Here is a 22,130-nt window from a genome sequence, read left to right as displayed (position 1 = left end):
TCCCACTCGTCATCTGTCAGATCGCCCCGCCCCATGCCCACCACAACGACCCGGGCACGAGGCGGTCACATGATCGCCCGGACAGCTCCTAGGCGAGGTGCAGGGGTACGACGGTGCTCCGCTGCCGGCCGCGGAGCTGCCGTCCGTGCCTTTGAAACCGCGAGGGCACGTGCGCTGACCTGGGGAGACGGTGCTCGGGTGCTGCACCTCATGAAACCGACTCTGCGCAACGCACAGGCGCACGTACCGACCAGAAGGACGATCAGCCCGCACCCTCGGGATCGTGTGTGCCCACCGGAGTGCTGAGGTGAGGTGCCACCCGGGGCGTCCTTTCGACGCCCCGGGCCGCGGGGTCGCGTGTCGCGTGGCGGGGCGGCGGTTCGCCGTCCGGGTCAGCGCAGCGAGAACGTCGACAATCTCTGGCCCTCGCTCAGCACGAGGTACACGTCCTGGCGTCCCTTCGCGGCGGCGGACAGGGAGGCGTTCACCGTCTCGTACGTGTAGACCGACCCCGTGCCGGACGCCGTCGCCGTAGCGACGAGTGTGCCGGTCGGCGAGCCGAGCCGTATCTCGACCTTGCCGGCCGCTCCGGCCACCCGCGCACTGAACTTCGTGGAGCCGTAGCCGAGTTGGGCATCGGCGAACTTGAGCCAGGCCCCGTCCGTGGAAGCCCCGACCGAGGTTCCCCGGACCTTCGACTCGTCGACCAACCGGACACCTTCGTAGTCGTCGAAGTTCTCGGCGCGGGTCACCCGTGAGAGATCCCGGGCCGGGATCGTCTCGCCGCGCGCCTTCAGGGACGTACGGGAGCGGATGTCCTTGGAGGACGCGCCCACGAGGACGTCGTACGTGCCGCTCTCGACCACCCACTTGGAGCGGGTGACGTCCCAGTGCGCGAGGTCCTTCGTGGTGAGTTCCAGCTTGACGGTCTTCGTCTGGCCCGGCTTGAGCGAGACCCGCTGGAAGGCCTCCAGCTGTTTCAGCGGCTGCTTGTCGCGTGAGACCCGCTGATGGGTGTAGAGCTGCACGACCTCGTCCCCGGCGCGCCTGCCGGTGTTGGTGACGGCGACCTCGTATCCGCCGTCGAAGCGCTTCAACTCCCCGTAGCGGAACGAGGAGTACGAGAGCCCGTAGCCGAACTCGTAGAGCGGGTCGCCCTTGAAGTACTGGTACGTGCGGTCGTACTTGATGTTGTCGTACTCCAGGATGGAGGGGAGGTCGGCCTCCGACTCGTACCAGGTCTGGGTGAGCCGTCCGGCCGGGTTCACGTCGCCGAAGAGGACGTCGGCGAGGGCGTTGCCGGTCTCCTGGCCCGCGTGGGTGGTCCAGAGGAGCGCCGGGACCTCCTTCTGGAGGGCGCCGAGGGTGGTCGGGTAGCTGTTCTCGACGACCACGACCGTCTTCGGGTTGGCCGCGCGCACCGCCTTGACCAGGGCTTCCTGGGACGGAGCCAGGCTCATGTCCTCACGGTCGTCGTTCTCGCGGCCGTTGATCGCGGGCATGGACCCGACCACCACGACCGCCGCGTCCTTGCCCTTCACCGCCGCCACGGCCTCCTCCGTGCCGCTGCGGACGACGTCCTTGGTGTAGTGCGCGGCCTCCTCCTTGGTGACCAGGCCGAGGGTGCCGTCGGGGCCGGTCGGGCCGAGGTAGACCGGGCTGGACCACCAGGGCTCCCTGGTCTCGTAGCCCGCGTACCGCAGCAGGTGGGTGCCGTCGGCCTGCTCCTCCAGCGCGAACTGCTGCTGCACGAACCAACCGCCGGGCTGTACCTGGTCGTTGACGAAGTTCGATCCCTTGGCGCCGACGTACTTGGCGTTCGCGGCCGAGCGCAGCGTCACGATGCCCGCGCCCCAGTCGAAGACGTCGAACCGGGTGGCTGCCGTACCGGACGAGGCGGCGCTCTCCCGCAAGGCCTCGCCGTCGGCGTCCGTGCCCGCCGTCACGTACTCTCCGGTCTCCGCGTTCTTGAGCGCGATCCGGTCCACGCCCTCGCTGCTGGTCACGGGAGCGCCGAGCTTGGCGGAGATGCCCTCGGCGGGCGTGACGGCGTACGGGGGTGTGCCCGAGTACCAGTCGGTGTAGAGGGTGTCGGCGAGCGGGCCGACGACCGCCACGTCCTGGGACGCCGAGGCCTTCAGGGGCAGGGTGCCGCCCGAGTTCTTCAGCAGCACCGTCGCATTGGCCGCCGCCTTCCGGGCCAGCTTCTGATGGGCCGGGCTGTTGATGACGGACTTGTCGATGGAGCCGTACTTCCCGCCGCCCGGGTCGAATTCACCGAGCCGGACGCGGATGCTCAGGATGTGCCCGACCGCCGTGTCGACGTCCGACTCCTTCAGCAGGCCGGACGACACAGCCGACGTGACGGCGCTCGTCGTGGGTTGGGAGTTCGTGTCGTTCGTCGTGAAGCTGTCGATACCCGCCTTCAGCGTGGCCGCGTTCCCCTCGGACAGGGTGTCGTAGTACTTCTGACTGCCGGTCCCGATCAGGTTGTTGGGCGCGTAGGCGTCGGTGACGTTCAGGAGATCGTGGGAGGTCCAGGTGCGCACGTCGTCGTCCAGCGCCGGATTGACCGTCGCCGGGCGGCCGTTGACCAGGTTGTACGAGGACATCACGCCGGTCGCCGCGTCCGCCTCGATCGCCGGTCTGAAGGCCTGCTCCTCGTACTCCTTGAGGACGCGCGGGCGCAGGTCGGACGAGGTGGTGGTGCGGTCCACCTCGTTGTTGTTGCCGAGGAAGTGCTTCAGCGTGGGCGCCGTCTTGAGGTGGTCGGGGTCGCCGCCGGTCAGACCGGTGCCGTACGCGGTCGCCATCGAACTCGTCAGGTACGGGTCCTCGGAGTAGCCCTCCTCGTTGCGGCCCCAGCGCGGGTCGCGCAGCGGATTGACCACCGGGGCCCACAGGTTGAGGCTCCAGCCGGGCGGGCGCTCCTGCTGGAAGCCGCGCGCCTCGTCGCCCACCGCCGAGCCGACCTGCTTCATCAGCGCCGGGTCCCAGGTCGACGCGAGGCCCACGGCCTGCGGGAAGACGGTGGTCTCGCCGAGCCAGGCGACGCCGTGCAGGGCCTCTGTGCCGGTCTTGAACGACTGGATGCCGAGGCGGGGGATCGCGGGCTGGTACTGGTGGAGCAGAGAGATCTTCTCGTCGAGGGTGAGGCGGGCGAGGAGGTCGTTCACTCGTGAGCTGAGGGGGAGCTGAGGATTACGGAAGGGGTACGAGGGCTCGCCGGCGGCCGCCGGCGCGGTGGCTCCGAGGCCGGCGATCAGGGCCAGGGCCAGGACGAGCGCGGCTCTCGGTCTTCTCCTGCTTCTCTGGCTTCTCTTGCCTTTCATGTCACGGCTCCTTCTCCTAGGGCCTTGCGAGGTCAGGGGCGGGGCATCGTGCTGGCCCGCACAGTCAGCTGCGGCGACAGCAGAGTCGCCTCCGGTGCGGAGCCGCCCCCGAGTTTCTTCATCAGCAGGTCCACCGCCCCGGCGCCCACCTCGGCGGACGGTATGGCGACCGAGGTGACGGGGACGCGGGCACGCTCGGCCAGTTCGTCCGGGCAGATCGCCGTGACCGACAGGTCTCCCGGGACCCTTAGGCCGAGCCCTTCGAACGCGTCGATCAGCGGCTCCAGGATCGGCTCGTTGTGCACCACCACACCCGTCAACGCGGGCATATCCCGAAGGAGTTGCTCCGCGACCTGCCGGGCCCCGGCGGGCGCCGCCTCGCACGGGTGGACCGAGGAGGACAGCCCGTTCCGATGGGCCGCGGCGGTGAAGCCCTGGACCACCCGCTGTGCGAACCCGGTCTCCCGTACGTACACCTCGGGCGGCGACCCCACGAGTCCGATCACCCGGTGCCCGAGCCCGGCCAGATGCTCGACGCACAGCTCACCCGCCGCCCTGAAGTCCAGGTCGATGCAGGTCAGCCCATTCGGCTCCTGAGGGAAGCCGATCAGCACAGAGGGCCGGTCCAGGGCGCGCAGCAACGGCAGCCGGGGGTCGTGGAGCTGGACGTCCATCACGATCAGGGCGTCGACCAGCGCGGTGTCCGCGACCCGCCGCAGCCCCGCATCGCCCTCCTCCTGCGTCAGCAGCAGCACGTCGTGGTCGTACTGACGGGCGGCGGTCACCACGGACACCGCGAACTGCATGACGACCGGTACGTGGATGCCGGCCCGTAAAGGGATCACCAGCGCCAGCACGTTCGACTTGCTGCTCGCCAGGGCGCGGGCCCCGGCGTGCGGACGGTAGCCGAGCTGAAGAATGGACTCCTCGATGCGCCGCCGGGTCTCCTTGGAGATCGGGCGCTTGCCGCTCAGCGCGTACGAGACGGTGCTGGGGGAGACCCCGGCGTGCCGGGCCACATCAGTGATCTTGACCATCAGCCGAGCTCCACCGTCAGGAATCCGGTACCGGTCTTGGCCCGCACCTCACGCCCGCCCGAGGCCAGCCCCCAGGGCGCCGAGGGGTCGCTGCAGGAAGCCCGCAGTGTGTCCCCTTCGCGGACGACGGTGAAGGTCACGTCTCCCACCGGCACCGTCACCTGGACGCCGCGGTCGAGCCCGTACGCGTGCAGGGTGACCCCGTCCGCATACGCGTAGTCGGGCCGGTCGTCCACGGCTCCCACCGGGATCACCGCACCGGGCCTGACGAGTAGCGGCACGCTGGAGAATCCGTGCTTCTCGCGCACCCAGCGCGGCCCGGTCACCGGCTGTCCGCTGAGGAAGTGCGTCCAGGTGCCCTCGGGGACGTAGTACGAGACGTCTCCCTCGTCGGAGAACACGGGCGCGACCAGCAGATCGGAGCCGAGCATGTACTGCCGCTCCAGGTGCGCGCACCCGGGGTCGTCCGGGAACTCCAGGACCATCGCGCGCATCATCGGCACGCCCTCGGTGTGCGCGGTGCGGGCAGCCTCGTACAGATACGGCATGAGGCGCAGCTTCAGCTTGGTGAAGAGGCGCAGGACGTCCACGGCCTCCTCGTCGAAGAGCCACGGCACGCGGTAGGAGGAGCTGCCGTGCAGGCGGCTGTGCGAGGACAGCAGTCCGAAGGCGATCCACCGTTTGAAGAGGGCGGGTGTCGGCGTGCCCTCGAAGCCGCCGATGTCATGGCTCCAGTAGCCGAAGCCGGACAGGCCGAGGGAGAGCCCGCCGCGCAGCGACTCGGCCATCGACGTGTACGTCGCCTCGCAGTCACCGCCCCAGTGCACGGGGAACTTCTGGCTGCCGGCGGTCGCCGAGCGGGCGAAGACGACCGCCTCCTCCTCACCGCGGTGCTTGCGCAGCACGTCGAAGACCGTGCGGTTGTACAGGTACGAGTAGTAGTTGTGCATCCGCTCGGGGTCGCCGCCGTTCGCGTACGCGACGTCGACCGGGACCCGCTCCCCGAAGTCGGTCTTGAAACAGTCGACGCCCTGCGCGAGCAGAGCCTCCAGCTTCGACGCGTACCAGTCACGGGCGGCCTCACTGGTGAAGTCGACGAGCGCCATCCCCGGCTGCCACAGGTCCCACTGCCAGACACCGCCGTCCGGCCTCTTCAGCAGATGCCCGAGGGCCTTGCCCTCCGCGAAGAGTGGTGAGCGCTGCGCGATGTACGGGTTGATCCACACGGAGATGTGCAGCCCGCGCTGTTTGAGGCGGGCCAGCATTCCCTCCGGGTCCGGGAAGACCCGTGGGTCCCATTCGAAGTCGCACCAGTTGAACTCGCGCATCCAGAAGCAGTCGAAGTGGAAGACGGAGAGCGGGAGTTCGCGTTCCTCCATGCCCTTGATGAAGGAGCTGACGGTGGTCTCGTCGTACGAGGTGGTGAACGACGTCGACAGCCACAGCCCGAACGACCATGCGGGCGGCAGCGCCGGGCGGCCGGTGAGCGCCGTGTACTTGCGCAGGATGTCCTTCGGGGTCGGGCCGTAGATGACGTAGTACGTCAACTGCTGTGTCTCGGCGCTGAACTGGACCCGGGACACCGCCTCCGAGCCGACCTCGAACGACACCCGGCCGGGATGGTCGACGAACACGCCGTAGCCCGCGTCCGTCAGATAGAACGGCACGTTCTTGTACGCCTGTTCCGTGGCCGTGCCCCCGTCGGCGTTCCACATGTCGACGACCTGGCCGTTCTTGACGAGTGGCCCGAAGCGCTCGCCGAGCCCGAAAACCTGCGTACCCACACCGAGGTTCAGCTGCTCCCGCAGATAGTGGCCGCCGGTGCCGGCGTCCCGCATGATGCCCATGCCCTTGGGGCCGCTGGAGGTGAGGGTGCGGCCGTCCGCGAGGAAGTCGACGTGCCAGGGGCCGGTGCGGCTCACTCTCACGGACAGGGCGCCCGCGGTGAGGGTCGCGGACTCCTCGTCGTACCCGGTGTGCGCCGTGAACTCCTCCTTCGTGAGCTCGAACTGGGGCCCGTGCGGCTCCTCGCCCTCGAAGTGGGTGAACGTGACGCCGATGACGTCCGGCATCGGCGCGTGCGCGCTGATCGTCACGACCGGTCCCTTCAGCAGGTCGCCGCGGTGGCGGATGGGCTGGGTCGGCGCATGGATCTCCAGGGCGCCTGCCCCGTCGGTCACATCGAGGACCTCGACCGGGTGAGCCGCGGTCACGCCCTCGCGAAGCAGCCAGTAGCCATCGGTGAACTTCACTCCCGTACCCCTTACTTGACTGCGCTACTTGACGGCACCCACGGCGATACCGCGGGTGAGGGTCCGCTGGAAGACGAGGAAGAAGACGATGGCGGGCAGCACACCCAGCAGGGCGGCCGCGTTCGTCATCGTGGCGTCCATCAGGCGCTGGCCCTGGAGCACGCCGAGCGCCACCGACACGGTCTGGTTGTCGTTGGAGATCAGCATGACCAGCGGCAGCAGGAACTCGTTCCAGGTCCAGATGAAGAAGAAGACCAGCAGCACGCCGATGGTCGGACGGCTGACGGGGACCACGATCCGCCACAGCACCTGCCACTTGTTGGCCCCGTCGATCCGCGCGGCCTCGATGATCTCGCGCGGGAACTGGCCGAGGACGGCGGACAGGAGATACGTACCGAAGGCCGCCTGGATCACCGTGAAGACGATGATCACGCTCAACCTGGTGTCGTACAGGCCGGCTTCCTTGCTCAGGTAGTAGACCGGGTAGACCAGCGCCTCCTGCGGCAGCATGTTCGCCAGGACGAAGAAGGCGAGCACCCAGGTGCGGCCCTTGATGCGGCCGATGCCGATCGCGTACGCGTTGAGCACGGACAGCACGACGGCCAGGAGGGCCACGCTGCCGCTGATCAGTACGGAGTTGATCAGTTTCTGTCCGAAGTCGACGCGCTCCCAGAAGTCCCTCAGGCCGTCCAGGTAGAGGCCCTCGGGGAGGCTGAGCGGGCCGTTCGCCGAGTACTCGGCGGGCGACTTCACCGCGTTGACCGTGACGATCAGGAAGGGCAGGACCATGAACAGGGCCCCGATGATCAGGGCGACGAGGACGGGATGGCGGCGTACGGCGGTCATACTCGGAGCCCTTCCTCGGCGTCCTCGGCACGGGTCTGGAGCTTCAGCCCCACGAGGGCGAGGACAAGGATGATCACGGTCAGCACGGTCGAGATCGCGGCCCCGTAGCCGACCTGCGTCTTCTCGAAGAAGGTGGTGAAGGAGAAGTAGGAGGGGACATTGGTCGCGCCGCCCGGGCCGCCCTTGGTGAGGACGTACACCGCGCCGAAGACCTTGAGCGCGGCGATCGTGCACCAGAGGAGGACGACGTAGATCTCGGGCCTGATCTGCGGCAGCGTGATGTGCCAGAACCTTCGCCACCAGCCGGCGCCGTCCAGTTCGGCGGCCTCGTACAGCTGCGGATCGACGCGTTGCAGCGCCGCCATGAAGATGACGAGCGGGAAGCCGATCTGCACCCACACCATCACGCCCATCACGCTGTAGAGCGCGAAGTCGGGGTCGCCGAGCCAGTCCTGCTGGAGGCTGCCGAGGCCGACGGCCTTCAGGAGCTCGTTCAGCGAGCCGTTCTCGGGCGCGAGGATCCAGCTCCACACGATGCCCGCGACCGCGATGGGCAGCACCTGCGGGAGGTAGAAGCAGGCGCGGAGCACGGCGGCCGTCTTCGTTCCGTAGTGCTTGCCGACGAAGTCGAACAGGGCGGCCGCGAGGGCGAGGCCGAGTGTCGTCGGCACGATCGCCATCGCCAGGACCATGAAGAGGCTGTGCCGGAAGGACGCCCAGAACTCCGAATCGCCCATCAGTTCCCGGTAGTTGGCGAGCCCGGTCCACTTCGGAGTGCCGACGCCCTGCCAGTCGGTGAAGCTCACGCCCGTGTTCGTCAGGAACGGCACGATGATGATCGCGAAGAAGGCGAGAATGCCGGGGAGCAGGAACAGGGTGTACGAGTCGCGGGGGCGGCGCGGGTTCTTCGCGTGCTGGTGCTTCCTGGCGACCCGGCCGCCCCGTTCTCCCCGCTCGACGGTGACCGTCATGTCTTCGGTGCGCCCTTGTCGTATGCCTCCTGCACGGCGTCTAGGTAGGCGTCCGGTTTCGCGCTTCCTGTGATCAGCTTCTGTGTCTCGGAGACGAGGACGTCGTAGAAGCCGGCGACGGGCCAGTCGGGATAGAAGGCCAGGCCGTCCCGCTCGGAGAGCGTGTTGAAGTCGGCGATGAGACTCTTGGCCTGCGGGTCGGTGATGGCGGCGGGATCGGCCGCCACCGGGACGCCGCCCTTGTCGCCGAGCAGGTTCTGGATCTTCTTCGACATGGTGATGTCGATGAAGTCGTAGGCCAGCTCCTTGTTCTTGGCGCCCTTGGGGACGACCCAGAGGTTGCCGCCGGAACCGAGGGTCATGTTCGAGTCAGGCCAGAGGAAGGTGCCCCAGTCGAACTTGTTCTCCGCGGCGAACCGGCCGTACCACCAGCTGCCGGAGAACAGGATCGGGCTCTTGCCCTGGATGAAGGAGACTCCGGCGTCCTCCGCCTTCGTACCGCTGGACTTCTTGCTGATGTAGCCCTTCTTCACCCAGTCCGCGAAGGTCTCGGCGCCGTACGTCCAGGCGGCGTCGTGGAAGTCGGTCTTGCCCTGGTAGAGCTGGTACGAGTCGACCCACGCGCGGTCGGCCTTCGACAGCGCGAGCTGGTAGAGGTACTGGCCGGCCATGTACTCGGCGCCCGCGTTGGCCAGCGGGGTGATGCCCTCGTCGACGAACTTGTCCATGGCAGCGGTGAGTTCGTCGAACGTGGTGGGTTCCGGGATCTTGTACTTCTTGAAGAGGTCCTTGTTGTAGAACACCATCGTGTACTCGGCGTAGTTGGGGATCCCGTACCACTTCCCGGAACCCATCACGCCGTTGGCGTCGTACTGGCTGGTCGTCCGCACCCCGGAGCTGAGCTTCTTGTCCCAGCCGCGCTTGGTGGCCTCGGCGGACAGATCGGTGAGAAGCCCCTGCTTGGAGAGGAGACCCGCCGTCGCGTTGCCCTTGTTGTACTCCATGAGGTCGGGTGCGTCGCCCGAGTTGAGGACCATCGGGGCGGTTTTCTGGATCTGTTCGAAGCCCTTCTCCTCGAACTTCACCTTGACGCCCGGATGCGTCTTCTCGAACTCCTTGATGGCCGCGTTCCAGGCCACGCCCATCGCGCTGTCCGGACCTTCGTAGTGCCACAGCCTCAGCGTCTTGCCGTCTGATCCACCACTGTCCGAGTCGCCGCAGGAGGCCAGGAGCAGCGTTCCGCTCAGGGCGGCCGCCGTCATCGCCATCGCACGCCTTCGTGCCGTCAACATCCAGTGCCTCCAGGGGAGTCGGATGGCTCGCTGCCCCGGTGAGTCGTGCTTGTCACGCTCACCGGCCGTGCTTGTCACGCTCGTCGTGGGGGTCGTCACGCAGGGTTCATCGAATCGTTTCGATGCGCGACGTCGAAGCGCTTCGACGGGCGAAGGTATGTGGGGGGCTGTGAGTGCGTCAATGGGGTGCGTCGGAATTGGGACGGGTGTTCGGCTGGTCGGACGCGGTGTCCTTCAGCAGACGTGATCCAGCACGCGAACGCCACGAGGCCGATACGCGCGGCACAGCAGAGTAGTTGGGGGTTGGCCGGGTGTGGCGCCTCCCCTTCTCTGGCCGGTGGTCGGGGCAGGGGGCCGGCGTGGTGGCGTCCAGCGGTCCGGGTGGGGCGAACCACTGCTGGTCAGCCGGGGTGCGGCAGGGCGTGGAGTCAGTCGAGTGCGTGGGTGATGACGCCGGTCCCGGCCAACGTGCGGGCAGGCGGAGGCAGCGGCGGCGGCCGGTGTTCACGAGCGCACCGGGGGGGGCGAACACAGTCGAGTCGGCTCGGCCCGCAGCGTGCCGATGTCGACCGCACCGCACAAACACAGAGCCCCCGTCGGGAAACCGACGGGGGCTCATGCACGATCGAGGTGAGAAAGAACCGTCGTGTCCTGGCATTGCGGATCGTCCAGGCGCCGGAGTTTGAGTGACGATTCAGCCCTGGCCACCGTATGTGGTGGTGGCAAGGGTGACCGCGCCAATCCCCACCGGAATGGAGGACGTACCCGTCATCGAGTTTCTGGCCTTGCTATGTGCCTGACGGCAGGCCCGGGCTGCCCGCAGCGCTACGAACGCCGCTCATGATGGCATCAACAATGCCCTGCTGGGTCACCACATAGGAACGTCGGTTGAATAGCCCGAATCCGTACTGTCCGTTTTCTCCATTGTCCCAGTAAACGGCGGCTGCCCCGTATTTCTTTGCAGTGGCCGCGACGGCACGTGCGAAGTCCGCGCGATACCTATTGTTCGACGAATCGAACGCCGACTTGTCGATCGCACCGTATTCGCCGACTACTACCGGGTACCCTTTCGTGACGAACGTGTCGTACATTTTTTTCAACTGGGAATCGAGGTAATCCTCCTGCCCCCAGCTCGACGTCCTGGATGGATTGGTCGCCGCTCGCCCCCACTGCGTGATGGTACCGCTTTCCTCCCCGGCGAAGTCCCACGGACTGTAGTGATGAACGGAAATCATGATTCTCCGTTCATTGCTGGGAATGGAGGGGGATCGATATTGGTCGGTCGGAAGTACGAAGCCGTAATTTCCGGCGGTGTAATCGATGTTCGTGTTCCAGCCGGGAACAAGCAGCCATCGTGAACTGTTGTTTCCGCCGGTCTTCCTCACGGTGTCCACGAAGATCTGATTGTAACTGTTTATGTTGGAGTAGCACGGTTGGGTCGGGCGACCGTATTGCCCGTCAAACTCCTCGTTCATGGATTCGAGAATCAGGCGCTGGTCGTAATTTTTGAACTTGTACGCGATTTGTTGCCAAACTTTCTGATATTTGGCCTTGATCGTTGCCTGAGAGGATGAGTCACAGATGAGCCAGGAACCGTTGATGGTTTTGTAGCCGTCGCCATGCATGTTGATCATCACATACAGGCCTCGGTTGTAGGCGTAGTTAACGACTTCCTGAATTCTGTTCAGCCAGGAAGGGTTTATCGTGTAATCCGGTCCGGGCCCTATGTATCTCAAATAGGAGACCGGGATCCGGATCGTTTTGAATCCTGCCGCCTTCACCTTGTCGATGAGGGCTTGCGTAACGGCCGGCTGGCCCCATGCCGTTTCGCTGGGGTATCCGTTGGCGTTGGCTTCCAGCTGGTTCCCCAGATTCCATCCCGCTCCCATATCGGCCACAATCTGCGAAGCGTTCGGCTGTGCCACGGTGTTGGCCGATGCCTGATTCGTCAAGCCGTACACAGATGCGGCAGCCGCCAACATGACGGCAAGGAAGATGGCTCTGATCTTCCCCAATCGTGAAACCATGGGCATTTTCTCTCCTTCAGTTTTGAGGGACGCCAAAACCAGGCAGATCCACCCGCCCGGGGCGCGGCGGCGGTGGTCATGACATAGTCGTACGCCCCGATGATCATGGGTGGGAAGCGCTGGCGCATGGGCGGAGCAGTTCGGCGGCCGCTGGCCTCTTTCGAAGCGTGGCCCCGCATCAAGCCCGTGAATGTACACGGTCAAGCACTTGCCGATGTAAGCGCATGCTGGAGTTCGTGGCAAGTGTCGTGCCCGAACTAGTGTGAACGTGCACAGTGTGCCCCCGGGACCGGAACAGGGGCATGGCGCGGTCACGGCCGATTGCCGGGCTTGTGAAGCTCCACGTCACCGTGTGGGTGTGGCGCCCTGGCCACCGGCTTCACCTGACTTGGTGCCAGCACATGGGGAGTGTCGGTGATTCAGTGCGTTCTTGCAGGTCAGGCAGGACGATTACGTCCTGCCCGTGTGCTGCGTGGCGGCCTGTGCATCGCCGGCCACCTCCGGCCCAGACGGTCCGCCGCCCCGTTGACGCAAGGACGGCGGACCGTCCGTGGCACTCGCCGCCAGGGCGGCAGGCGGGATCCCTCTGTTACTCGGAAGTATGCTTCACTGCAGCGTCCGACCGGGCATAGCGCTGTTACTCAGCGAGGTCAGTCAGGTGATGTTCGGGTGTGTGGTTCCCGGGCGTGAGGTGGTCGTCGGAGACATCGGCGGACAGGGTGGCGACAGCCGACGCCCGGGTCACGTCCGGTCGTTGGGCCGGGTCTTACAGTGGGACCGCCGTATTCGACGCGTCGGAGCAGACCTTGGCGAACCTGTCCCACCTGGATGACATCTTCTCCGGCGACGGCACCAGTTCGATGCGGTTGCCGCGCTGGCAGGCAGGCGGTTCACCAGCGGGTTTGGCGGTCACCTTGATCGCTGACCGGCCGATTGGCGCTGGGGTCGGTGAGTGTGTTCCGCGCGCGGCAGGTGGATCTCGAAACGGAGGCCAACCGCAACCCGGTCGAGGCGTGGGACCTGTCCGGCATCGCCGGCCAGTACGAGATCTTCATCCGGCGGTGGAGCGGCCTGCTGCCCCGTGTCAGCGCTGGTGAAGTCACCGGTGCCGCGGCGGTGCGTGCCCGCACCGAGATGATGAACACCTACCGCCACTTCCCGGTGCTGGACCCCCTGTTGCCCATCGATCTGCTGCCGGCCGACTGGCCTCGGTCCCGGGCGAGGGAAGTGTGCGTCGCGGTGTACGACGGTCTGGCCCACCCGGCCCAGGAACACGTCCGGTCGGTGGCGGCCCGGTCCGCGGACGGTCCACCCTCGACATGAGTGCCCATACGATCGCCGGCATGAGTGCTGGTATCGGTCACAGCCACGGCTGACGACCCGACGGTCCGACCCTGAGTTCAGAGGGATTGGGTCCCAGAGATTGACAGATGAAAGTCCGGTCGCGACTCTTTCTGTTACTCGAAACGGTGTGGGAGCGCTCCCAGTTGGTGGCAGCGCAACGAACAGATCGCAAATGCGTCGCCCCTCGCCGCCTCGGGCCCTTGTACCTCCGCATCAGTGGTGACGGGAGGCATCTCCATGCGTGAGTTACGGCTTGTCAGCTCGCCGGTTGCGGTGGTTCCCGGGCCAGCGTGCGAGTCGGAGCCCTCGGCGGCTAGCTGCACAGCAAGGGACTGGAGTCCGGCATCTGCGCGGTGCCGGCGGACAAGACCTGCGTGCCGTACTTCAACACCTGCCCGATGGCCAACGCAGCCCGGGCACGCGCAGGACGCCCGCCAGTTCGCCGCCTGGGGCCTGGACTGCCTCAAGTACGACTGGTGCTCGCCCAAGGGCATCATCAACGACCAGGTGGCTGCGTTCGCGTGGATAACGAAACGGTGGATGACCGGGAGCGACGGCAGCAGAGCGATGGGCGTGCGGAACATCATCGACGTGAACGTCCCCCTGTCGTCCTACGCCTGGCCCGGGGGCTTCGACGGCCGGGGCATCTCGGAGGTCGGCCGCCCCGGCCTGACGGACACGGAGCTGCGCAGCCACTTCGTCCCGCGGGCCGTGATGGCCGCACCGCCGCTCCTGGGCAGCGATGTGTGCAGCGCGTCGGCGGCAACGCTGAGCAGCCTCAAGAAGGCCGACCCCTGTTCAGCCGGAGCAGCCGTTCGCGATGTCTGTTCGGTCACCACCGGAGCGATCAAAGGGTGGGCCGCTCACTCGGAAGGTGGTTCACGCGCCCATGGCAGTGTCACGAAGACGGCTTCTGGCGCTGGGCGCCGGAGCGGCCGCCGGAGGGTTCGGGCTGGCCGGCTGCGGGTCGCAGCGCTCGCTCGGCGACTCGGATGAGATCACGCTGTGGACCTGGGACCGGTCGGTGAGCGACGAGCTGGTCGCCCGGGCCGAGACGAAGGGCATTCCCGGGGCCGAGGGCTTCAGACTCAGCCGCACCAACATCGGCGGCCACTTCAACACCAAGGTGCGTACCGCGCTCGCCGGCAAGTCCCTGGTGCCGGACATCATCGGCATCAACTCCGACGTGGCCACCTACTTCCCCAACCAGGACGTGTTCGTCGACCTGAACGACTTCGGCGCGGCCGAGCTGAAGAGCCGGTACCTGGACTGGAAGTGGAACGAGTGCGTCACGCCCGAGGGCCGGATGATCGCGTTCCCCATGGACACCGGCCCCACCGGGCTGTTCTACCGCGCCGACCTGCTTCAGGAAGCCGGGATCACCACCGACCCGAAGGAGCTGGCCGCCCGCGCCCCGGACTGGGACGGCTTCATCGCCCTGGGCAAGGAGCTGCGGAAGTCCCGGGAGCGCGCGGTGATCTGCCCCAACATCCGCCACGTCTGGAGCATCCGGCTGGGCCAGCTGGCCAGCAAGTTCATGACCGAGGACGGCCGGTACATCGGCGACCGGGACGAGCTGCGCGAGGCGTTCGAACTGGCCTACAGGATCGGCAGGGACGGCCTGTCGGCCGGCGCCCCGGAGGGCTCCACCGACTTGTACGGCGTGGTCACCAGCGGCCGCCAGCCGGTCGGCATCGGCGCGGTGTGGTGGGGCTCCGCCTTTCCGGAGTCGGCCGCGCCGAAGACCGAGGGCGAGTGGCGGGTGGCCGACCCGCCCGGCGGTGCCGGCAACGTCGGCGGCTCGTTCCTGGCGATCACCAAGTACTCCAAGAACCCCGAGGCGGCCTACAAGTTCATCACCTGGCTGCAGTCTCCGGAGAACCAGGTCAAGGCGTTCACGGAGATGTCGCTGTTCCCGTCCTCCCCGCGCTCCTTCACCAGGCCGGAGATGCGCGAGCCCCGGCCCTTCTACGGCGGGCAGCGCACCATCGAGGTGTTCGGCCCGTCGGCGCGGCGGGTCAGGACCGTCTACAAGAGCCCGTACGACCGGGTGATGGACCCCGTCTTCGCCGCCGAGCTCGCCAACGTGGAGTCCGGCAAGAACGTGGACACGGCATGGAGGGACGCCCAGGACACCATCGAGCGCGAGCTGACCCGCGAGGGGGCGATCTGAATGGGCCTCGCCGATGCGCTGCGCGGGAAGACCGTCGAGCCGCGCGGGAGCGCCGCGAAGCCGCCGCCGGACGGGTCCAGACCGCTGCCCGGCTGGCGCCGCTACTGGCCGATGTACGCGGCGGTGTCCCCGTTCTTCATCCTCTTCGCCGTCTTCGGCATCTTCCCGGTCGGCTTCTCCATCTACCTGTCGTTCATGTCGTGGGACGGCATCGGAGAGATGCGGTCGATCGGCTGGGAGAACTACGCGTACCTGGTGACCGACTCCGACTTCTGGCAGTCGATCGGCAACACCCTGATCATCTGGCTCCTGTCCACCGTCCCGATGATCTTTCTGGCGCTGGTCATCGCCTACGCGCTGCACACCGCCGTGCGGTTCAAGGCGTTCTACCGGGTGGCCTACTTCGTCCCGAACATCACCTCGATCGTGGCGATGACCCTGGTGCTCGGCTCGGTCTTCAGCGACAGCTCCGGGCTGTTCAACAGCGCGCTGCGGGCGATCAACGCCGGCGAGGTCGGCTGGCTGTCCGACCCGTGGGCGATGAAGGCCTCCGTGGCGGCGATCACCACCTGGCGGTGGGTCGGCTACAACGCCATCATCTGCCTGGCCGGCCTGCAGGCCATCTCCAGCGACGTCTTCGACGCGGCCAAGGTCGACGGCGCCGGCAACCGCCAGACCTTCTTCCGGATCACCATCCCGATGCTCCGCCCGGTGATCCTGTTCGTCGCCGTCACCTCCACCATCGGCGGGCTGCAACTGTTCACCGAGCCGCAGGTGCTGTTCCCGGTGGACGACAACGGGAACGTCGGCGGGCCCGGCGGCGAGGCCACCACCATCGTGCTCTACCTGTACCAGCAGGCGTTCATCTTCAACCGGTTCGGCTACGGCGCGGCCGTCGGCTGGGCGCTGTTCCTCCTGATCGCGGTGTTCTCCGTCATCAACTGGCGGCTGATCGGCGGCCGTGACGAGGACGCGATCGGCACCGGCAAGCGGAAGGGGAAGTCCCGTGCGCGCTGAGACGGCCGCCAGGTCGCGGACGATCGTGGGCCACGCCGTGCTCCTGCTGGGCGCGCTGATCACGATCTTCCCGTTCTACTGGATGCTCGTGATGGCCTCGAACACCACCGGGGACATCTTCGCCTACCCGCCCAAGCTGATCCCCGGCCCCCACCTGTGGGAGAACATGAACAAGGTGTTCGACGGGATCGACTTCTGGGGGTCGATGGGCATCACCGTCGTGGCCGCCACAACCGTGACGTTCCTGGTGCTGCTCTTCGACTCGCTGGCCGCCTTCGCCTTCGCCAAGTACGACTTCCCCGGGCGGAGGGTGCTGTTCTGGATCGTGCTGGCCACCTTCATGATTCCGATGCAGCTGGCGCTGGTGCCGCAGTTCGTCACCCTGGCCTGGCTCGGCTGGGCCGGCTCGCTCAAGGCGCTGATCATCCCCGGTGCGGCCAACGCGTTCGGGATCTTCTGGATGCGCCAGTACGCGCAGGGGGCGATCGCCGACGAGCTGATCCAGGCGTCGAGGGTCGACGGGGCCGGGTTCTTCCGCCAGTGGTGGACAGTGGGGCTGCCGGTGCTTCGCCCGGGGCTGGCGTTCCTGGGGATCTTCACCTTCTTCCACATCTGGAACGACTACCTGTGGCCACTGATCGTGATGACCGACCCGGGCAAGGTGACGCTGCAGGTGGCCGTGCAGCAGCTGAACGGCGTCTACACCACCGACCAGTCGATGGTCATCGCCGGAGCGCTCATGTCGGTGATCCCGCTGATCGGGGTCTTCCTGATCGGCTCGCGCCACTTCATCGCCAACCTGGCCGCCGGCGCCATGAAGTTCTGAAGAAGCACGCGCGTGGTCCCACCTTTCGACGCGCAGTCCTCGCACCTGCGCTGAGTTCTTCAGGCAGGCACGAGCCCTGCCCCTGCACGGGAGGATCCATGAAACAGTCCATCAAGGTCTCGTTAGCCGGGTGCACAGCCGTACTCCTGTCGGTCGCGGCCACGACGCTCGCAGTCGACGCGCGTGCCGCGACGCCGACGGACGGCGTCGCGGCAGCGACCCCCAGACCGATGGAGAACCTCGGCCGCGGCGTCGTGGCCGTGCGGTCGAGCAACACCAGTGTTCTCGTCTCCTGGCGGCTGCTGGGACTCGACCCGGACGGCATCGGGTTCAACGTCTACCGGTCCACCGCCTCAGGCCAGGAGGTCAAGCTCAACTCCGCGGTCCTGACCGGAGGCACCAACTTCACCGACTCGACGGCCGACTTGACCCGGTCGAACAGCTACCGGGTACGGCCCGTGATCAACGGCGCGGAGCAGCCACCGAGCGGCGCCTTCACCCTGACCGCCAACCACGCCGTCGAGCCGGCCGTCCGCGTACCGCTGCGCGCCGGTGGCCCGGTGAAGTTCGTCTGGGTCGGCGACCTCGACGGCGACGGTGAGTACGACTTCGTCCTGGACCGCCAGACATCCCCGCAGACACTCGAGGCCTACCGGCGCGACGGGCAGCTCCTCTGGTCGGTGAACATGGGCCCGAACAGCACCAACCAGAACAACATCGAAGGCGGATCGTCCACCATCGACGTCGGCCACAACGACGGCGTGACCGTCTACGACTTCGACAGCGACGGCCGCGCCGAGGTCGCCGTGCGGATCGCCAACGGTGTTCGCTTCGGCAACGGCACCACCTTCACCCACAGCGACAACAACCGCCAGTTCATCGCGATTCTCGACGGCATGACCGGGGCGCCCCGCGCGACCGCTCCCGTGCCGACGGACTACCTGGCGGACGGCCCGATGTACGCCCGGTTCGGTGTGGGCCACCTCGACGGTTCCCGGCCCAGTCTGGTCGCCTTCATGAAGAACCGGAGGGGCAACGGGGCGTTCAACCTCATGATGGGCGCCTGGCAGTTCACCGGCCAGTCCCTGACCCAGCAGTGGAAGTGGCTGCGCGGCAACCAGAACACACCCGACGGGCACAACACCCGCGTCATCGACGTCAACGGCGACGGGACCGACGAGGTCGCCGAGATAGGCTTCGTACTCAACGGCGACGGCACCCTGCGGTACTCCCTGGGCCCCGCGGGCGTCATCCACGGCGACCGCTTCCACATCGCGAAGATGGACCCCAACCGGCCAGGCCTGCAGGGCTACGGCGTCCAGCAGGACAACCCCAGCGGTCTGCGCGAGTACTACTACGACGCGGCCAACGGCTCCATCATCTGGCGACACACCGCGTCCGGCACCGCCGACGTGGGACGCGGCATGGCCGGCGACATCGACCCGCGGTTCCCCGGGATGGAGGTCTGGTCCTTCTCAGGCCTCTACAACGCACCCGCCAACCGCCTCACCGAACCGAACACCTCGCTGCGTCCCTGGCCGCAACTGGGCCTGTGGTGGGACGGCGACATCACCATGGAACTGCTCAACGACGGCAAGTTCGAGAAGTGGAACCCGAACAACCCCAAGCCCAGCAACAGCCTGGCACGGCTGCTCACCACCTCGAACTACGGAGCGGTCGACGCGAGCCAGGACGTCCAGCCCACCTTCTACGGCGACATCCTCGGCGACTGGCGTGAGGAAGCCGTGTACACCAACGCGAGCCACAACCAGCTGATCATCTTCACCACCGATCACCCGACGAGCACACGGCTGTACACGCTCGCGCACAACCCCGCCTACCGCAACGCCATGACGCTCAAGGGATACATGCAGTCCCACCACGTCGACTACTTCCTCGGTGCCGACATGACCCGGCCACCCCGGCCGAACATCACCTACTCCGGGAGATGACGCTGTGAGAACCGCGAAGTCCGTCACCCGTGCCCTCCTGCTCTCCGTGGTCACGGCGAGCTCCGTCGCGATGGCCCCCGGCTCGGCGTCCGCGAGCGATGCGGCGGCCGGAAACATCTATTACGTCGCCCCGAACGGGAATGACGGCGCGGCGGGCACGCAGGCCGCCCCGTGGGCATCGATCGCCCGTGCGCAAGCCGTCGCCAAGGCGGGTGACACGGTGTATTTCCGGGGCGGCACCTACACCTACACCCGTGCGAACAGCGCCTGTTCGAGCCAGACCGCCAAAGTCGACGCGATCACCCTGAACAAGAGCGGCAGTTCGGGCAACCCGATCCGGTACTGGGCCCAGCCGGGCGAGAAACCGGTCTTCGACTTCTCGCGGATGACGGACAACTGCCGTATCAAGGGCTTCAACGTCATCGGCAGCTGGATCCACCTCAAAGGACTGGAAGTCAAGGGCGTTCCGCAGAACAACAACCGGAACGCCGAGTCCTGGGGCATCTGGATCTCCGGCAGCAACGGCATCTTCGAGCAGATCAACACCCACCACCACATGGGCACAGGCCTGTTCATCAACGGCGGGGGCGGCAACCTCGTCCTCAACTCGGACTCGCACGACAACTACGACCTGCGCAGCAATGACGGGCCCGGCGAGAACGCCGACGGGTTCGGTTCGCATTACACACCGGCCGGCCGCGCCGCGAACGTGTTCCAGGGTTGCCGCGCGTGGTGGAACGCCGATGACGGGTTCGACCTCATCTCCACCTACTCGCCCGTGACCATCGAGAACTCGTGGGCCTGGCGCAACGGGTACGTGCCGGGGACGACGACACCCTCCGGCAACGGAGCCGGCTTCAAGTCGGGCGGCTACGGGGGCGACTACGAAGCCAACGCGCCGAAGCACACCGTCCGCTCCTCGGTCGCGTTCCTCAACAAGGCGGCCGGCTTCTACGCCAACCACCACCCGGTGGCCAACGACTTCCTCAACAACACCGGCTACGGAAACCACCCCAACTTCAACATGCGTGGCGTCGACTCGAGCGGCGCCGCTGTCGGCCGGGGCAACCTGCGCAACAACATCGCCTACAGCGGAACGCCGACGTCGTACATGACCGGCACGAACGCCGCGTACAACTCCTGGAACCTCGGCGTCCCCCTGTCGGACTCCCAGTTCCGGAGTGTGTCGACGTCCGACTGGGACGCGCCCCGCCAGACCGACGGGAGCCTGCCCGTGCTGCCCCACCTCCGTCTCGCGGCGAACAGTGCCCTGATCGACAAGGGCACCGACGTGGGACTGCCCTTCAGCGGAAGTGCGCCGGACCTCGGCGCCTTTGAGAGTGATGGAAGGTGACATCTTGAGGCAAAGATCGCGTGTCGTTTCGAAGTACTGGAAGCTGGCCGCCGCCGCATTGTTGTCCGTGGCGTTAGCGGCACCGCTCTCGGCGAGCACCGCTGCGGCGGAGACACCCGCAACGGAGACATCGGCAACGAGGACATCGGCAACGGCGCTCCAAGACCAGGATGCCGCTGCTGGGCCGGTGGTGGATCGCGGGCTCAAGCACCTGGTGTCCGACTACCGGACACGCACTCCGTCGAAGTACACGGCTGACTCCTGGAAACCCTTCGCCAAGGCGTTGACCACCGCCGCCGATGTCGCCGACGACACGTCGGCCACCACAACGGACGTCGCCGCCGCGAAGACGGCACTGATGACCGCCGCCGCCGATCTGAAGGCCGCCGACGAAGGCACGTTCCAGACCATCACGAACAACACCTTCTGGAACGACACCAGCGGCAACCCCATTTATTCGCAGGGCGGTGGGGTCTTCAAGTTCGGCGACACCTACTACTGGTACGGCGTGCACTACACCGGCGCCGAGCTCTACCGGGCCAATCCGACGAAAAAGTACGACGGCAACGTCAGCTTCGTCTCGATCCCCGTGTACTCGTCCAAGGACCTGGTGAACTGGAAGTTCGAGAACCGGGTCGCGACGCGCTCCACCGGCGTGGGCAGCGGCGCCAACCTGGGTGGTGCGGGCTGGGTCGGGCGGCTCGGCGTCTCGTACAACGAGAACACCGGCAAGTACGTGCTCGCCGTGCAGATGTGGCACACGGGCAGGGGCGGGCACGGCGTTCTGCTGCTGCAGGGCGACTCACCCACCGACACCTTCGACTACGGCTACTTCCAGACCCAGATCACCAACTCGCCCACGACCGGCACCGGGGATCAGACCGTCTTCACCGACGACAACGGCAAGGACTACCTGATCTTCTCCAACCGCGAAGGACGGTCGCGCGGCTTCGTGGCCAAGTTCCGGGAGTCCGACTCGCTGCGGATCGAGCCAGGCGTGGAGATCCGCCGCGGCGACGGCCGCGAGGGCAACGCCATGTTCAAGCTCGACGGCAAGTACTACCACGCGGCGTCGGACCTGCACGGCTGGAACACCTCGGTCAACTACGTCAATGAGTCGACCAGCAGCAACGTTCAGGGCTCGTACAGCAGCGAGTACGTCCTTCCCGGCACCGAGATGGACTACAGCCACGTGACCCAGACCGGGTTCTTCGTGACGGTCAACGGCACCAAGCAGAACACGGTGATCTACGCCGGCGACCGCTGGGCCGACTTCGCCTGGAACGGCATCGGGTACAACCAGTGGGTGCCGATCACCAAGACCGGCGCGAGGCCGCAGTTCCACTCGGTGAGCCAGTGGCAGTTCAACGCCACGACCGGAGAGTGGCGTGTCGGGCCGGCGAACAACTACATCCTCAACCCGGACATCCAGGCTGACCGCATCATCGTCTCCAGTGTGCGGGGATGGCGGAACCTCGGCGGTTCGGTGACCAACGTCAACGGTGGTGTGAACGGGTCTCGCTTCGCCCTCCAGGTGAGCAACAGCGGCGGCGTCGAGCAGCGGATCGCGTCGGTGCCCGCAGGCACCTACACCCTGTCCCTGCACGCTCGGGGTAGCGCCGGACAGGTCGTGATCACCGGCGCCAACGGCAGCCAACGCACCCTCAGCATCCCGTCGTCGAGCGGCTGGGCCAAGCGCGAGCTCAC

Annotated in this window: 13 protein-coding genes and 2 pseudogenes; 8 read left to right on the top strand and 7 right to left on the bottom strand. The window is 66.8% G+C overall.

What is annotated here, in order from left to right; genetic code table 11:
- Window positions 1-79 precede the first annotated feature (79 nt).
- Window positions 80-178: pseudogene (locus ACZ6TU_RS34520) on the top strand (pirin family protein); the annotation flags it as partial.
- Between the two features lie 214 nt (window positions 179-392).
- On the opposite strand, the gene ACZ6TU_RS34515 reads toward ACZ6TU_RS34520, so the two are convergent.
- The 7 genes from ACZ6TU_RS34515 to ACZ6TU_RS34485 all read right to left on the bottom strand — a co-directional run bounded on the left by ACZ6TU_RS34515 (window position 393) and on the right by ACZ6TU_RS34485 (window position 11,763).
- A complete protein-coding gene (locus ACZ6TU_RS34515; RefSeq protein WP_469552808.1) occupies window positions 393-3,332 on the bottom strand; it encodes a glycoside hydrolase family 3 C-terminal domain-containing protein in 2,940 nt (979 codons plus the stop codon).
- 32 nt (window positions 3,333-3,364) lie between these two features.
- A complete protein-coding gene (locus ACZ6TU_RS34510; RefSeq protein ID WP_467679814.1) occupies window positions 3,365-4,369 on the bottom strand; it encodes a LacI family DNA-binding transcriptional regulator in 1,005 nt (334 codons plus the stop codon).
- Complete coding sequence (gene yicI, locus ACZ6TU_RS34505; RefSeq protein ID WP_469552806.1) at window positions 4,369-6,621, bottom strand: alpha-xylosidase; 2,253 nt, start codon at window positions 6,619-6,621, stop codon at window positions 4,369-4,371. Before yicI ends, ACZ6TU_RS34510 begins: the two co-directional genes overlap by 1 nt.
- 24 nt (window positions 6,622-6,645) lie before the next feature.
- Window positions 6,646-7,467 carry a carbohydrate ABC transporter permease gene (locus ACZ6TU_RS34500; protein ID WP_467679810.1) on the bottom strand — a complete coding sequence of 274 codons (822 nt, stop codon included), beginning with the start codon at window positions 7,465-7,467 and terminating at the stop codon, window positions 6,646-6,648.
- The gene (locus tag ACZ6TU_RS34495) at window positions 7,464-8,438 is read right to left on the bottom strand and encodes a carbohydrate ABC transporter permease (protein ID WP_469552804.1); all 975 of its coding nucleotides are present in this window, start codon (window positions 8,436-8,438) and stop codon (window positions 7,464-7,466) included. The genes ACZ6TU_RS34500 and ACZ6TU_RS34495 overlap by 4 nt, the downstream gene beginning before the upstream one ends.
- Window positions 8,435-9,730: an ABC transporter substrate-binding protein gene (locus ACZ6TU_RS34490; protein ID WP_469552802.1), complete on the bottom strand. Its 1,296-nt coding sequence runs from the start codon at window positions 9,728-9,730 to the stop codon at window positions 8,435-8,437. Before ACZ6TU_RS34490 ends, ACZ6TU_RS34495 begins: the two co-directional genes overlap by 4 nt.
- 788 nt (window positions 9,731-10,518) lie before the next feature.
- Entirely contained in the window at window positions 10,519-11,763 is a 1,245-nt protein-coding gene (locus tag ACZ6TU_RS34485; protein WP_469552800.1) for a glycoside hydrolase family 5 protein, read from the bottom strand.
- A gap of 942 nt (window positions 11,764-12,705) precedes the next feature.
- Here ACZ6TU_RS34485 and ACZ6TU_RS34480 point away from each other — a divergent pair.
- The 7 genes and pseudogenes from ACZ6TU_RS34480 to ACZ6TU_RS34450 form a co-directional block, all read left to right on the top strand.
- Window positions 12,706-13,080, top strand: coding sequence for a PaaX family transcriptional regulator C-terminal domain-containing protein (locus tag ACZ6TU_RS34480; RefSeq protein WP_469552798.1), 375 nt, complete (start codon window positions 12,706-12,708; stop codon window positions 13,078-13,080).
- Between the two features lie 910 nt (window positions 13,081-13,990).
- Entirely contained in the window at window positions 13,991-15,274 is a 1,284-nt protein-coding gene (locus ACZ6TU_RS34475) for an ABC transporter substrate-binding protein (protein WP_467679801.1), read from the top strand.
- Window positions 15,275-16,291: a carbohydrate ABC transporter permease gene (locus tag ACZ6TU_RS34470; protein WP_467679799.1), complete on the top strand. Its 1,017-nt coding sequence runs from the start codon at window positions 15,275-15,277 to the stop codon at window positions 16,289-16,291.
- Complete coding sequence (locus tag ACZ6TU_RS34465) at window positions 16,281-17,117, top strand: carbohydrate ABC transporter permease (protein WP_467679798.1); 837 nt, start codon at window positions 16,281-16,283, stop codon at window positions 17,115-17,117. The genes ACZ6TU_RS34470 and ACZ6TU_RS34465 overlap by 11 nt, the downstream gene beginning before the upstream one ends.
- 98 nt (window positions 17,118-17,215) lie before the next feature.
- Window positions 17,216-19,069 (top strand): rhamnogalacturonan lyase family protein, encoded by a 1,854-nt coding sequence (locus ACZ6TU_RS34460; protein WP_469552795.1) that lies wholly within the window; start codon window positions 17,216-17,218, stop codon window positions 19,067-19,069.
- A 4-nt stretch (window positions 19,070-19,073) separates the two neighbouring features.
- Complete coding sequence (locus ACZ6TU_RS34455) at window positions 19,074-20,423, top strand: right-handed parallel beta-helix repeat-containing protein (protein WP_467679794.1); 1,350 nt, start codon at window positions 19,074-19,076, stop codon at window positions 20,421-20,423.
- Window positions 20,413-21,579 (top strand): annotated as a pseudogene (locus tag ACZ6TU_RS34450) (family 43 glycosylhydrolase); the annotation flags it as partial. The gene ACZ6TU_RS34455 and the pseudogene ACZ6TU_RS34450, both read left to right, overlap by 11 nt.
- Window positions 21,580-22,130 lie beyond the last annotated feature (551 nt).

The organism is Streptomyces sp. NPDC052064 (genome assembly GCF_055585925.1).
This window is presented reverse-complemented; position numbering and strand designations above follow the sequence as displayed.